Annotated in this window: 13 protein-coding genes and 1 tRNA gene; 9 read left to right on the forward strand and 5 right to left on the reverse strand. The window is 42.6% G+C overall.

Annotated features, from left to right (window positions below; genetic code table 11):
- Positions 1–94 precede the first annotated feature (94 nt).
- Positions 95–1,015 carry a siroheme synthase gene (locus GFB48_RS06595; protein WP_163932920.1) on the forward strand — a complete coding sequence of 307 codons (921 nt, stop codon included), beginning with the start codon at positions 95–97 and terminating at the stop codon, positions 1,013–1,015.
- Positions 1,016–1,142: 127 nt separating this feature from the next.
- On the opposite strand, the gene GFB48_RS06600 is transcribed toward GFB48_RS06595, so the two are convergent.
- Positions 1,143–1,230: transfer RNA gene (locus GFB48_RS06600), tRNA-Ser, on the reverse strand.
- A gap of 288 nt (positions 1,231–1,518) precedes the next feature.
- On the opposite strand from GFB48_RS06600, the gene GFB48_RS06605 reads away from it, so the two are divergent.
- Entirely contained in the window at positions 1,519–2,700 is a 1,182-nt protein-coding gene (locus GFB48_RS06605; RefSeq protein WP_163932923.1) for a lytic murein transglycosylase, read from the forward strand.
- Positions 2,701–2,749: 49 nt separating this feature from the next.
- On the opposite strand, the gene GFB48_RS06610 is transcribed toward GFB48_RS06605, so the two are convergent.
- A complete protein-coding gene (locus GFB48_RS06610; RefSeq protein WP_163932926.1) occupies positions 2,750–3,940 on the reverse strand; it encodes a class I SAM-dependent rRNA methyltransferase in 1,191 nt (396 codons plus the stop codon).
- A gap of 111 nt (positions 3,941–4,051) precedes the next feature.
- Positions 4,052–6,838, reverse strand: coding sequence for an insulinase family protein (locus GFB48_RS06615; RefSeq protein ID WP_163932929.1), 2,787 nt, complete (start codon positions 6,836–6,838; stop codon positions 4,052–4,054).
- A 116-nt stretch (positions 6,839–6,954) separates the two neighbouring features.
- On the opposite strand from GFB48_RS06615, the gene sixA reads away from it, so the two are divergent.
- Positions 6,955–7,404 (forward strand): phosphohistidine phosphatase SixA, encoded by a 450-nt coding sequence (sixA, locus tag GFB48_RS06620; RefSeq protein ID WP_163932932.1) that lies wholly within the window; start codon positions 6,955–6,957, stop codon positions 7,402–7,404.
- A gap of 11 nt (positions 7,405–7,415) precedes the next feature.
- Here sixA and smrB read toward each other — a convergent pair whose 3' ends face one another.
- On the reverse strand, positions 7,416–7,937 hold the full coding sequence (gene smrB, locus GFB48_RS06625) for an endonuclease SmrB (protein WP_163932935.1): 522 nt from the start codon (positions 7,935–7,937) through the stop codon (positions 7,416–7,418).
- Positions 7,938–8,089: 152 nt separating this feature from the next.
- Here smrB and prmB point away from each other — a divergent pair, with 152 nt between their 5' ends.
- The 5 genes from prmB (at position 8,090) to GFB48_RS06650 (ending at position 12,246) form a co-directional block, all read left to right on the forward strand.
- A complete protein-coding gene (gene prmB, locus GFB48_RS06630) occupies positions 8,090–9,019 on the forward strand; it encodes a 50S ribosomal protein L3 N(5)-glutamine methyltransferase (RefSeq protein ID WP_163932939.1) in 930 nt (309 codons plus the stop codon).
- A gap of 24 nt (positions 9,020–9,043) precedes the next feature.
- On the forward strand, positions 9,044–10,141 hold the full coding sequence (gene aroC, locus GFB48_RS06635) for a chorismate synthase (protein WP_163932942.1): 1,098 nt from the start codon (positions 9,044–9,046) through the stop codon (positions 10,139–10,141).
- A gap of 95 nt (positions 10,142–10,236) precedes the next feature.
- Positions 10,237–10,791, forward strand: a complete 555-nt coding sequence (locus tag GFB48_RS06640) for an elongation factor P hydroxylase (protein ID WP_163932944.1) — start codon at positions 10,237–10,239, stop codon at positions 10,789–10,791.
- Entirely contained in the window at positions 10,778–11,902 is a 1,125-nt protein-coding gene (locus GFB48_RS06645) for an ATP-NAD kinase family protein (RefSeq protein WP_163932946.1), read from the forward strand. Before GFB48_RS06640 ends, GFB48_RS06645 begins: the two co-directional genes overlap by 14 nt.
- A 77-nt stretch (positions 11,903–11,979) precedes the next feature.
- The gene (locus GFB48_RS06650; RefSeq protein ID WP_163932948.1) at positions 11,980–12,246 is read left to right on the forward strand and encodes a YfcL family protein; all 267 of its coding nucleotides are present in this window, start codon (positions 11,980–11,982) and stop codon (positions 12,244–12,246) included.
- A 57-nt stretch (positions 12,247–12,303) separates the two neighbouring features.
- Here GFB48_RS06650 and GFB48_RS06655 read toward each other — a convergent pair whose 3' ends face one another.
- The gene (locus GFB48_RS06655; protein ID WP_163932950.1) at positions 12,304–12,762 is read right to left on the reverse strand and encodes a hypothetical protein; all 459 of its coding nucleotides are present in this window, start codon (positions 12,760–12,762) and stop codon (positions 12,304–12,306) included.
- 412 nt (positions 12,763–13,174) lie between these two features.
- Here GFB48_RS06655 and ggt point away from each other — a divergent pair, with 412 nt between their 5' ends.
- Positions 13,175–14,755, forward strand: a complete 1,581-nt coding sequence (gene ggt, locus GFB48_RS06660; RefSeq protein WP_240464835.1) for a gamma-glutamyltransferase — start codon at positions 13,175–13,177, stop codon at positions 14,753–14,755.
- Positions 14,756–14,773 lie beyond the last annotated feature (18 nt).

A 14,773-nucleotide genomic window follows, 5' to 3' on the forward strand; every position in this document is an offset into this window, starting at 1 on the left:
TTCCAATAAAAGTTATAAGAATAAACAAAATGAACTGGTGCTCAATAAGTTAGTTCATTAAAGTGGTATTAATACAATTAAATTAATTGCTTATATGTCTTATTTACCTATTTATATCGATACTACTAGCACCACATTCACTGTCATTGGCGCCGGTTCAGTGGCTTCTCGAAAAGTCGAAATGCTGATTAATGCCGGGGTTAAGCCGTTAGTTATTGGTTCCCAAGCGGATCCGGAAATAATTAATTGGCAACAACAAGGGTTAGTTGAATTTACTCAGCAAACCCTTAGTGGTGATTGTGATCTTCCTCAATCAGACTGCTATTACCTGGCGACTAATGATACTAATCTCAACCAAGCGCTAGCGGCAGGCCTAAGGCAAAGGGGAAAACTGGTCAATGTGGTTGATGATCCCCAGAGTTGTAGCTTTATTACGCCGTCGATAATTCGTCGGGGCAAGGTACAAATAGCTATCAGCACTTCAGGTGTCGCCCCTGTTTGGGGGAAAAACTTCAGGGCTAAAATTGAAACCTTGTTACCGCAAAGTCTGAGTGCTTTATTCGACTACATTAGTGATCGTAGGCATCTGATTTCACAGCAGATACCGGCCAGTCAACGGCGCAGTTTTTGGGAAAGATTTTTTACACTCAATCAAGACCAGTTTACCGCGCAAACCCATGAAATATTCGAAAGTTTACTTAATCAACAAGCCCTGACTTGTAGTGCAACAACTTATTTAATTGATGAGGGCATAGACCCTGAATTACTTCCTCTTAAGTCAGTGAATTTACTGCAAGAGGTTGAGTTACTGATTTATACTTCTGATTTAGCAAAATCTTTATTAGATCTGGTGCGACGTGATGCTTCAAGAATCGCATTATCGATGGCGGAGTTAGATAATCTAAAAATTGATGTAACCCAAAATACCTTGATTGTTGCACCGGCAATGCAGATCACACAGCTAGCTGAAAGACTAGCCAATGCAAAAACGATCCAGCAGGGCAGTATTTGCTAGTAGCAATAGCCGAAGGCTTATCTTGGATAAGGATGAGATAACATCCCATCATAAAATATTTACGGAACTAGCCTGATCACAGGCACAAAAAATCCCCTACTGCGTGCAGTAGGGGATTTTTGTTGTATGGCGGTGAGTGAGAGATTCGAACTCTCGATACGTTGCCGTATACACACTTTCCAGGCGTGCTCCTTCAGCCACTCGGACAACTCACCAATTTGTTGCTAAGCAACGAGGCGCTACTTTACGAAAATGTGGGTTATCGGTCAAGGGTTAAATCTTTGATTGCATTTACTCGGTGATTTCTTAAGCAAAGCAAGCATTTTAAAAGCATTTATGTATCAGTAATGTTTGTTAATTAATGGTTATATAGCGTTGCAAAAAAGTGGTGAATTGCCAGGAATTAGGTCTATTCTGAATGAGGTATGAAGGGATTTTCAATTGGGCTTGATCACATTCAATTAGGGTGATATCACTGTAGTAATTCTGTATTTGGGGGTTTTATGAGGCAAATATTACCGGCGCTTAGCATTCTCGCCGCCTCTTTAATTAGTAAAAGTGTGCTAGCAGATGAAGCGCTAGCACAGTGTCAACAAAAGTTGACTCAGTACAGCCAGTCAAAGGGCATAAAAACTGAAACATATTCTGCAATCATCAATGGTCTTAGTTTACGCCCTCAGGTAGTGCAACAAGATCGAAAACAACCAGAATTTGAAAAGACCTTTATTGATTATTTCGAAAAAAGAGTCAATGACTATCGCGTTCAGCAGGGTCGTAAACTACTGGCAAAACATAATACCTTGCTTAAACAGCTCACTAAAAAATATGGCGTACCGGGACAATATATTGTCGCCTTTTGGGGGCTTGAAACCAACTTTGGCAACTTTAAGGGCAATACCGATACATTTAATGCGTTAGCGACCCTCGCTTGTGATGGCCGTCGAGGGGAGTTTTTTAGTAGTGAATTTGTGGCGGCATTAAAAGTAAAGCAGCAAACAGGATTTGCTCGAAGCAAATTTAAGGGCTCTTGGGCTGGCGCCTTAGGTCACACCCAGTTTATGCCATCAAACTACTTAAGTTACGGTGTAGATGGAGATAACGACGGTGTCGTTGATCTGTTCGATTCAGAGGTTGATGCATTAACTTCTGCTGCCAATTTCTTAAATAAACTAGGCTGGCAACAAAATTTTCGTTGGGGTAGAGAAGTCAACATTAATCAATCCGATTTGACTTACTCAGGTTCTAGTCACAAGCAACCCCTCAGTTATTGGTCTGAGCAAGGGATCACCGATGTATTTCAGAGGGCAATACCCAAGCTGGCACAGCAGGCGCAGTTGTTAATGCCAATAGGTGCAAATGGTCCCGCTTTTTTAGTCTATGATAACTATCATGTCATCATGAAATGGAATCGCTCTCAAAGCTATGCCTTGACAGTGGGAATTTTGGCGGACCGAATTAATGGTGCGGGTAAGCTGAAAAATATCCCCCCTAAAATTGAGCCTTTAAGAACTGCTCAATTAATGAAGCTGCAGTCTAAGCTAAAAAGCTTAGGCTATAATATTAATGGCGTTGATGGCCGTTTAGGGCCAAACACTCGGGCGGCCATCAGTGCTTACCAAAAAGATGCCAGTTTACTGGCAGATGGTTATCCCAATCAGGAAGTGTTTGTGTCTTTGAGTATTTAAAACAGCAATGGGCTCCAGTGATGCTATATCACTACTGGAGCCAAAGCTTTTATAACACCTGTAAAGCTAATCCTTTTAAGTAAAAACCTTCTGGGAAGTTGGTGGCGATGGGGTGGTCTTGAGCCTGTGTAAGTTTGCGAACAATCTGCGCATCACGGCCTGCGTCTAATGCAGCATCTGCCACAATTTTTTGGAACAGTTCTGCTTGCATCAAACCAGAGCAGGAATAGGTGAGTAACATGCCTCCAGGCTTAACTAAAGCAAACGCCAATAAATTAATGTCTTTGTAGCCACGGCAAGCACCATCAAGCTGAGCTTTGTTGTCGGCAAATTTTGGCGGATCCATAATTACGATGTCAAACTGCTTACCTTCATCACGGTACTTACGCAGTAGCTTAAACACATCAGCCTCAGAGTTGATAAGGCGTGACTCATCAAGCAGATTCATCGCTACGTTGTTCATGGCCGTTTCTAGGGCGTGACTCGACACATCGACGTTTTCTACAGAATTGGCTCCTGCCTTCAGGGCGTATAAGCCGAAGGTGCCTGAGTAGCTAAAACAGTTTAAGACATCTTTACCCTTGGCGTATTCAGCGGCAATGGCACGGTTATCTCTTTGGTCAAGATAAAAACCGGTCTTATGACCTTTGACAACATCGACACCAATTTTTACGCCATTCTCTTCGATGATCACTGGCATCTCTGGCAATTCACCATGGAGTACGCCAATTCGTTGCTCGAGTCCTTCTTTTTCACGGGAAGCAACATCACTGCGTTCATACACACAGCAATCAGGGAACATTTCAACCAGAACTTCAACAATCGTGTCGCGCCAGTATTCAGCCCCTGCAGATAATAGCTGACAGACAATTACATTGGCATATTTATCAATGGTAATGCCTGGTAGGCCATCGGATTCAGATGCTGCAAGTCGATAGCCAGTTAATCCTTGGCGTGCAATTAATCCTTCACGAGCAAATTGCGCTTTTGCTAGCTTCTGTTTAAAGAAGTTTTTATCTATCACAGCCTCTTTTTCAAAGCTCCACATGCGAGCTTGAATTTGAGAGTTTGGAGACCATGCTGCCCAGCCAAGCACTCGACCATCATGGGCACGAACTTCTATTGTCTCACCTAAAGTGAGTTCTCCTTTGACCGAACGTATACCGTTAGAAAATATCCAAGGATGATGACGCAGTACCGAACGTTCACGGCCAGGTTTTAAAATGATGCGTTTTTTCATGATTAACTCAGTGAATAGGGATAATTGGCGGGGATTCTATGTTGAACCCCCAATCTAAGCAAGTAACAAGTCTAGTTCACTTGTTAGTTAAAGCAGGCAATCGCGCTAGGCTCATCCTGAATATTTGTTTGAGTTTCTTTTAAACAGCTCGACATCAGTAATGGTTTCACTGCCTGCGGCCCAGTTAAAGTTTGGCTTAAGGTTTTGATCGGCGATAAGCATTACTCTGTCCATATTATGACGAATATAGGATTGCATAAATATTAACAATTGCTGCTTTGACAGCGCCGTCATGGCTTCTGCAACCTTCACTTTGCGAGAAAATTCAAAGTCCTTATTACCAATGGCACTCCAGTATCGCTTGGTTCTTTGGGCTAAGCTTTTATCTTGTTCGAGTAATTTGTCAATAAGCCCTTGCTTCACTTTATTAAATTCGTCTTCGCTAAGCAGATTAAAATTGTCGATAAACTGTTCGATAAAGGTATCGATAGCACTGGCGGCTTGATCCACTTCTATGACGTTGGTTTGTAGATATAGAACTAATCCTGGACGGTGATTTAAAGATAAGTAGCTTACGCCAAGCATGTACCCTAATTGCTGTTCAGTGCGAAGTTGATTGAAAAATTTAGGGCCCAGCAAATTGCTTAATAGTTGATATTTTGCAATCTCTGCCGGGTCTTGTTGCTCAGCTTGATAATAGATCACCACCGCTTTGTCGCTACTGTTAACATGTAGGTGCTTGAGTAATGAGCCTTTGCCCTTAAGGCTGATCAGATCTCGATTGTTTTCACTGCAAAGTTCAGAGATGGGTTCTAAAATAGCTTCAATATTTTTAGATAATCTGAGCGCTTCTTGCTCACTCCAATCACCATGGATCAACCCCTCAAAATTCACTTGTTTGTAGAAGTTGCTAATATGCTGATGCAACTCTACAAGTGACACATCTTTAATTGCCATCGCCATGTCTAAGGGCTCATAAGTGTTGACTTGCAGGGTCGCTGACAAACTATTAAACAATTGATTAATAGGTTTTTGTTGTTTGAAGTTAAGCCAATGCTTGATCAGTTGTTGTTTTAATTCCTCAAAGCGTGTTGCGACAAAATTGCGCTCTTGGGTTTTAGCAAAGATCAGGCCTAATAGCTGCTCTTGTTGACCTGTAAAGCCACTTAAATGCAAAGTTATCCCACCTTGATTGGGATAAATATGATAGTTGAGGCCGGTAATTTCGGCATCATAGGTAAATTCTTGCAAATAATCCTGTAACACATGTAAATAGAGTCGTGTCATCGCCGAGGTATAAAGGCTGCCACAACCTTGCTTCGAATCCAGTGATAAATACAGATGACCTTTAGGAAGATTAAACTCACTATCATTCATATGCCAAAGTTTGAAGCCAGGCTTTTGATAAATCACCCTTGGATTAATTTGTTTTTCAGTGACGGCTAAGGCCTGTCGCTGTGGACCTATAAAACTATTGGGCTCTGGTAAGCTAAAACCGTAGACATTGCTCGGGTTTTTCCAGCTTTCCAGTAGGTCTGTCGCGATAGACTCAACTCGATAAGGAGTCAGATAGTGATTGGCCTGTTTGTCGGTATGGCCAATTTCATGGCTAATGATAAAGCGTCGCAAGTTACTTGGCTTTAAAAAACTAGCAAAATAATCGGATAAGTCTTTGTCAAAACCATCCATGCGAAAGTCCCCATAGATGTAGTCTTCCACAGGGTAATGGTGCATATTGACTGCTAAATAGCTGGCATATTGCAATGGTTCAACAGGCTCTTGATAAAGGAAAGCACGTTCTTGAAGGTGTTTACGCTCGTTATAACGCCAACTGTTTTGTCCTTCATTACAGATCAACTCGATCATACAAAAAACCATGAAAGTGATTTCATCAGTATGAGCCATCCCTTTGGGAGTAAGTTCAATAGAGATATTGAAATCTTTATAGTTGTAGCCTTGTAAGCCCCCCCCAGCACTGAGCTCATTGGCCAAACCATGCTGTCTTAGGTAACTGATCAAGCTGCCTCGACCTTCGTAACCTAACATATGGTTAAGCATACTTAATGGTTTGTTGTGATAAACGCTGCCAATTTCAGGCAAAGGAAAAGTCAGCATTAATTTATGGTCGTGGTTGTTGCTTAATATATAGGTATCGGTGGCTAAAGCTTCAACTAAATATAAAGGGACTTGAGGTCGTGGGCATGGAAAACTATGGTTATTGAGCTTACTAAAATATTTATGTGCTAATACGCTTAGCGCTTTTATTGATTGGGGACCAATTAAGACCAAAGTCATATTATTGCTTTGGTAATGTTTTAAAAAGTACTGGGTCAGCTTAGTATGTAAGCTTGTTGATTTTGAGTCGGTTAATGTGTGTAAATTGCCCACAGAAAATTTATGGAAAGGATGAGCAGGATTAGCGAGGTCTTTGTACACTTGATACACTCGGCGAGAATCATCATCGATTTTCAAACGGAATTCAGATTCAATAGCATGGCGCTCTTTATCAATGTATTCAGGGTGAAATAAAGGCTCGCTAAAAATACTGGAAAAGCGCTCTAGTGCAGATTCAAAAAAATCATTGCTAACATTGAAAAAGTAGTTGCTATGCTCAGCGCCAGTCCAAGCATTGTGATTGCCCCCATGGCTGTTAATGAACTCACTAAAATCGTCAGCCTCAGGAAAACTTTTACTGCCAAGAAATAACATGTGTTCGAGAAAGTGACCTAGACCTTGGGTGTCTTTGGGATCCTCAAAATGGCCGGTACCAACGCATAGCGATGCGGATGCTTGGGTAGAGGTGATATCTTCTACCACAAGTACTCTTAATTTATTGGTTAGGGTAAAGGCGTGGTATTTACGTTTGTCATTGGGGCTGATAATAGGTTGTAATTGCAAATGCAGTCTCCTGGGAAAAGCTTTCTGGTGAAAGCGACAAAAAATATACTGCTTTACTCTCTGGTTAGAAGAGATAAACTAACCGTAGCATTTAGATTAGTCTGAGTTGGATATAAATGAATCTTTTTTTTATGCGTCATGGTCAGGCAAGTTTCGATGCCGCCACTGATGCTGAACGTCCTTTAACGAGCTTAGGTAGACAACAATCAGCTGACATGGTTCAGTATCTCACACAATTAGATGATTTTGATATGATTTTTGTCAGTCCATATTTAAGGGCGCAGCAAACATTAGCCAGCTTAAACTTGCCCGCACATATAAAAGTTACCAGCTTGGATGAACTCACACCAGAATCAGACCCCACTCAGACAGCCATAACTTTGAATGCTTATATCGAGCATTTCAAGATGAAAAAAGCATTAGTTATTGCCCATATGCCATTACTTGGTTATCTGATGAGTGAATATGTACCCGGACTTGAGCCATTGTTATTTACCACTTCGGGCATCGCCCATATTAGTTACAACAACGACCAAGTTCACTGGCAAATGTATACCCCGCAATAAATAGTTAACCCTTAAAAGGGATCTTTTTGTTCACCAATATCGACCAGTAGTAATAAGGCACCATGACCACCATGTTCCAGTGGCGCCTGATGGAAGGCAATCACATCAGGATGCTGGGCCAACCAAATAGGCACTTGGTTTTTTAATACCCCACCACTGACACCATGGGTGATGGCGCAGCACTCTAATTGTTCATTCTTCGCCATAGCAATTAAAGCTACAATCTCCTTTTTGGCTTGTTGCTGGTTAAGACCGTGTAAATCTAAGGTTATTTCAGGGTAGTAATCGCCGCGTCGCAGTTTTTTCACTTCATAGGGGGAGCTGCCCTCACGGGTATAGCGCATCGGACCTTCGGTTGGCAGCATAGGCACATAACTATCTGAAAAATAGATATCTAAAGCTTGATTATTTTTGGTTTGTTGCAGCTGGGTTTTGGTCTTAGGTTTGGGCTTGTGAACCACCTTATCATTTTGGATGGTTTTGACCTGTTTACCCATAAGTTCAGCAAATGTAGGTTGATTATTATCTGTCATGGCATGATGCATCTAAAAATTTTGCCATAAATATAACAAAAAGCGGCATTTCCCCCAATAATAAACCAAGTTTTTCTAATTTTCCCACGAGTTAAATAGGCACTTAGCTGGGCCATAGGTTACAATAACGCGGTACAGCACAGGAGTATATTTTGGATAAGATTATTGTTGAAGAAGCGGTTTCAGAACTGCATACCGTAGAAGATATATTACGTTGGGCAGTAAGCCGTTTTAATGATGCCGGCATTTTTTATGGCCATGGTACTGATAATCCATGGGATGAAGCCGTGGCTCTAGTGTTACATGCACTGCATTTACCACTCGAAATTGGTAATCAAGTTCGCCAGTGCCGCTTAACGTTTTCAGAACGTCAAAAGGTAGTAGAGCTAATTGTTCGCCGCATTAAAGAACGTGTACCTGTTCCTTATCTTATTAACCAAGCTTACTTCTGTGGCCTACCTTTTTATGTGGACGAGCGCGTGCTTATTCCACGCTCGCCTATTGGTGAGTTAATTGAAAATCAATTTGGCCAGTGGTTCTATGGTAAAACCGTTGACCGGGTGCTGGATCTCTGTACTGGTAGCGCTTGTATTGCGATTGCCTGTGCCTATGCATTTGAAGACGCAGAAGTTGATGCCATTGATATCAGTGAAGAAGCTTTAGAAGTGGCTCAGCAAAATATTGAAGACTTAGGGGTGTTAAATCGAGTTTTCCCAATTTTGTCTGATGGTTTCCAAGCTTTGCCTGAAGGCACTCAATATGATCTGATCGTTTCTAATCCACCCTATGTGGATCAAGAAGATATGTCCGATTTACCTTCTGAATTCCACCATGAGCCTGAGCTGGCTTTGGCATCGGGTTTTGATGGCTTAGATTTAACTCGCCAAATTTTGGCAAAAGCGGCTGACTTTTTAACGGATGATGGTGTTTTAGTTTTAGAGGTTGGTAACTCTATGGTTCACTTAATAGAGCAATACCCACAAGTGCCATTTGATTGGATCGAATTTGAACGTGGTGGAGACGGCGTATTTGCCCTAACTAAAGAACAATTACAAGAGCACCGCCACCTTTTCACAAAATAATAAATCGTAGGAATAATAAACACTATGTCTGGTAATACTATAGGGAAACTGTTTTCGGTCACTACTTTTGGTGAAAGTCATGGATTGGCATTGGGCTGTATTATTGATGGCTGCCCTCCAGGGTTAGAACTGTCAGAGGCGGATCTGCAGCACGACTTAGATCGTCGTCGCCCGGGTACCTCTCGCTATACCACTGCTCGCCGTGAACCAGATGAAGTGAAAATCTTATCGGGTGTGTTTGAAGGTAAGACTACAGGAACGAGCATAGGCTTGCTGATTGAAAATACCGATCAGCGTTCAAAGGATTATTCTCAAATTAAGGACTTGTTCCGTCCAGGTCATGCTGACTACACCTATTGGCAAAAGTACGGCATTCGTGATTACCGTGGTGGTGGTCGTTCCTCTGCCCGTGAAACGGCGATGCGAGTGGCAGCTGGAGCGGTCGCGAAAAAGTACTTAAAAGCCATGTTTGGGGTTGAGATCCAAGGCTTTTTATCACAGCTTGGACCAATTAAGGCTGAACAGTTTGATGCGAGCATTATTGAAACTAACCCGTTCTTTTTTGCCGATGAAACCAAGTTAGAAGCACTCGATGAATATATGCGCCAATTGAAAAAAGATGGCGATTCCATTGGTGCAGAGTTAACGGTAGTGGCCAACGGTGTGCCAGCTGGCTTAGGTGAGCCTGTGTTTGATCGTCTAGATGCTGAAATCGCTCACGCATTAATGGGGATTAATGCGGTCAAAGGTGTGGCCATGGGGGACGGTTTTGATGTGGTAAATCAGCGTGGCAGTGAACACCGCGATGAAATGACTCCTGAGGGCTTTAAAACTAACCATGCGGGTGGCGTGTTAGGTGGTATCTCTTCAGGCCAACCCATTGTCGCCAAAATCGCCTTAAAGCCGACCAGTTCGATTACCGTGCCTGGTGAAACCATTACCACCACAGGTGACAGTGCCGAGGTGATCACCAAAGGTCGTCACGACCCATGTGTGGGTATTCGTGCAGTACCAATTGCTGAAGCGATGTTAGCCATTGTATTACTTGATCACTTATTACGTCACCGTGGTCAAAATATGCATGTGGTCACTGATACGCCGAATTTAGGTATGGTTGATTAACACTAACAAGCGAGAGTCTAGGTATTTAGGCTCTCAAGTTCTAACTAGCATATAAGTTCAGTGGCCAGATTTCTGGCCATTTTTAGAGATATCGCGTGAACCATTGCATTAACGACTTAATTCAAATTTTCGACCAAAGTTTTTTTGAAAGTGAGAATACTCGCTTGATAAAAGGTGAAGGCGAGCCTATTTATTTACCCGCCCATGGCGATACTCGCTACCATCGTATTGAGTTTGCCCACGGTTTCTATGCCAGTGCCATGCATGAAATTGCCCACTGGTGTTTAGCGGGCAAAGTGCGCCGGCAGTTACCGGATTATGGCTATTGGTATATTGGTGATGGCCGCGATGCTAAGCAGCAGTCTGAATTTGAAAAAGTCGAAATCAAACCCCAAGCTATTGAATGGGGCTTGTGCTTGGCGGCAGGTTTTACCTTTAATGTCAGCTCAGACAACTTAGATGGGGTGACTCCAGATAGGTTATCGTTTCAGCATAAGGTTTACGACCAACTTTGCCAGTATTTTGCTAAGGGTTTTCCTAAGCGTGCCCAACAGTTAATGGATGCGTTGCAAGACTTTTACGGTACGCAAACACCACAACTTTCTTCTGTGCATTACCAAGGAATGTATTTGCGAGATGCAGCTTCATAATATTACCTTAGGCTTTATTGTTAACCCATACTCTGGGGTAGGCGGCGCACTGGCCATGAAGGGCTCTGACGGCCTGCGTGATACCATTATTAACGATAATATCCCGTTAACCTCGCCCCCAAGGGTACGACAAGCCCTTGAATTATTACTGCCTTATAAAGCGCAAATCCACTTTAAAACCGCCAATGATTTAATGGGGCAAGCTTTATTAGAAGAATACGGTTTTCACTACAGTGTGGTATACCAGGCCGGAAAGCCTTGCAGTAGCGATGATACTGCTAACGCCGCAGTAACCATGAGTGAGCAGGGATGTGACCTATTATTGTTTGCCGGTGGGGACGGTACTGCCCGCGATATAGCCAAACATCTTAGTTATTCCCAGCCGGTACTGGGTATTCCTGCAGGGGTGAAAATTCATTCTGGAGTGTATGGTTTAACCCCAAGTGCCAGCGCTAAAGTGGTGATTAACATGATTGAACAGGGCTTAGTGTCGTTAGTAGAAGCCGATGTGATGGATATCGACGAAGTCGCGTTTAGGCAAGGACGGGTAAAAGCAAAATGTTACTCACAATTACAAATACCCAGTGACCTAAAATACATTCAATCGGTTAAAATGTCTGGCATTGAGTCGGAAGAGTTGGTGCTGATGGACATTGCCGCCCATGTTGTGGAAGAATTAGAAGACGATGTGCGCTACATTATGGGTTCAGGCTCAACCGTGGCAGCAGTCATGACCGAATTAGGGCTTGATAATACCTTACTTGGGGTAGATGTGATTGAAAATGGTGAACTGCTTGCCAGCGATTGCACCAGTGGCCAGTTATTAGAACTATTTGAGCCCAATAAAACCAAGTTAGTGATCACTTTAATTGGTGGCCAAGGCCATATTTTTGGTCGTGGCAATCAACAGTTAAGTCCGCAGCTTATTCAAAAATTGGGGCGCGAAAATATTATTATTGTAGCCACTAAAACCAAATTAAATCATCTTCAGGGTAAGGCCTTGGTGTGTGACACCTCGGATAGCGAGTTGGATAAGCAACTGAGCGGTTTCTACCCTGTGATAACGGGTTATCACGATCAGGTGATGTATCCCGTGGCTAATCCAGAATAGTGATTAACCACGAGTCATTAATCGTTAAATTTATAGAATTATAGGCTTGCTAAGCTAAGCCGAAACGGAGCATAAACGTGTTAGAACAGTTTGAAAGCAAATTAGATCGCTGGATTGCCAACATTTTAGATAACGGCAACGACGATCAAGTCTTCGCCAGCGGTTATCTGCAGGGGCATGTGGCTGTGGCACTATCAGAGCTTGAAGCCCAAGACCTACAAGATATGGCGGCGCTGAATAGCTCAATGCAAGCCCGCCTTGAACAAGCTAAAGAAGAGCTCAACGACAGCGATTTCGCCCTAGTGAACGATGCATGGGCAGATTTACAAGCGGCGTTTGCCTGAGCCGATACTGTTGCAGGTAAAGTGCGTTATTTTACCTGCTGTTTTGCCATGAATCGCTTATTTTATTGTTATCAGCGTGGTTTTATCGCTTTCAGCAATTAAATCTGCAATCTTAACTTGCTCGACGTTTTCTTTAGTAAGAGCTTCATTGTAAAAGGCCTTTGCCTCAAGGCGATATTCATCTTGGCCTGCTTTATAACCAATGCTATTGCTCGAGATCCTTAACCCTTTGTTGATCGTCTGCATCGGTCGCGTGATCAGTACAAGGTTAGCGCCTATTGCTGCGGATTGTTTCTTTAACTCTTGTATGACCCCATCCACTTTTTGTTGAGTATTTAATCCAGCAATCGAGCGTCCCTCTAAAATGGCGATGAGTTCACTGTTTTCTGGAACAGCGTACACCACAGAAACATCATCAACGTTTAAGGGGGATTTTGCGTCAGACATCATAATTTTACTACTTGCCGCGCAGCCAAATAGCCAAAGCAGCAACATTGTAATTAAGATATTTTTCATTAAAGGCAGACCTTATTGCGATAATTTAGGGGCTGTTGTTTACTATAGTAGCAATTCTTGAAAGTTCAAATAAAGTGATATAAAACAGAGTTTTACTACAATGTTGAGGCAAGGGTAGCTACAGCCAAGCTGAAAAATTCACATTAAAACTATCAAATACGTTACTGTGGCGTGAACAGTTATTAATGGTCGTTGGATTGTGTTTGGCAAAAATGAAATGATTTGGGTGTCTATTTGACAACAAACATGCTGTTTTTAACGTTTTATTGTTAGCCTGTAACTCACCAATAATTTTAATCAGAGCCCCCATATGAAGGTTTCCCCAATACAAAATATCGCTGCTTTATTTTGTTTTTTAATTTTAAATTTAACTTATAGTTTTCATGCTTGCAGTCAAACGGCAGCAGTAGCAATGCCAGACAGTTACAGTGCACAAACCGCTAAAACCATTTTACGACAAGGGGGAAATGCTATCGATGCTGCTATCGCGGCACAATTTGTATTAGCTGTTACCTTGCCAGAGGCTGGCAATATTGGTGGTGGCGGCTTTATGACCATTATTAAAGATGGCAAGCCTGATTTCTTAGACTACCGCGAAGTCGCGCCACTGGCTGCTCACCGGGATATGTATTTAGACAGTAATGGTGAGGTTATTCCTTTCTTATCAAGTTACGGCATCTTATCTGCAGGGGTTCCAGGTACCGTTGACGGGATGTGGCAAGCCCACCAAAAATACGGCACCATGGCGTGGGCAGAACTGCTCGCCCCAGCCATCACATTGGCGCTAGAGGGCTTTGTCGTCCATCCCGCGTTAGCTAAAAACATATCATGGCGGATCAGCAGTTTTAACAAGGATAACATTAAGGTCAACTTCAGTGATCATTTTGCAGGTGCCAAAGCAGGTACCTTATTTAAACAGCAGGATCTTGCCAAAACGTTAATGTTGATAGCAAAGCATGGTAAAGCCGGTTTCTATCAAGGTGAAAATGCTAAGTTGTTAAGCAATTTTATGAAAGCCAATGGTGGTTTGATATCAGAAGCCGATCTTATGGCTTATCAAGCACTATGGCGTCAACCGCTCGTTCATAATTGGCGTGGCTACGATGTGATCACCGCTCCGCCGCCAAGTTCTGGTGGTATCGCAATGTTGCAGTGGCTAACCATGTATGATTTAGTCAAAGCGGATAAAACAATCAGTCATAATTCCGCCCAATATGTTCACTTGCTCGCTGAAATTGGTAAAAGAGTTTTTGCTGATAGGGCTCAATATTTGGGGGATCCTGACTTTTTTGAGGTTCCACAACAATCATTGTTAGCCGCGGCGTATTTGGCGCAGCGTGCAGCTCAAGTATCAATCGATGACATATCGATAACTAAGGACATCGCCCCGGGTCTAGATGAAAGCAGAGATACCACCCATTTTTCAATCATTGATCAATGGGGTAATGCTGTCTCTAATACCACTACCATAAATGATACCTTTGGCAGTGGTGTGGTTGTGACTGGTGCTGGCTATTTGTTGAATGATGAAATGGATGATTTTAGTGCTAAACCAGGTGTTCCAAACATTTTTGGTGCAGTAGGTGGAGTTGCCAATGAAATTCAACCTAAAAAACGGATGCTCTCTTCGATGACACCGACGATTGTGGTTAAACAGGGCCAAGTTAAAATGATTACCGGTTCTCCAGGTGGCACGACGATTATTTCTTCTGTCTATCAATCGATTCTAAATGTGATTGAATTTGGTATGACTGCCCAACAGGCCGTCGATGCGGCAAGGTTTCATCATCAGCTGTTACCTAAAGATGAAATTTGGCACTACCAAGATCTCGATCCTCAAGTAATAAAAAGTTTGCAGCAAAAGGGTTACCAAACCATTGTCGATGAATTTGGCGATTTACAAATTATTGTGGCTATTGAAGGACAGTGGCAAGCAGCTTCCCAATCCGGCGAGGGGCGTCGAGGAGTGGCGTTAACCTTTGCTTCGCAATAACCTCAACCGGCGAGAAAC

Origin of the sequence: Paraferrimonas sp. SM1919, assembly GCF_010993985.1 — a bacterium.
Classification (GTDB): Bacteria; Pseudomonadota; Gammaproteobacteria; order Enterobacterales; family Shewanellaceae; genus SM1919.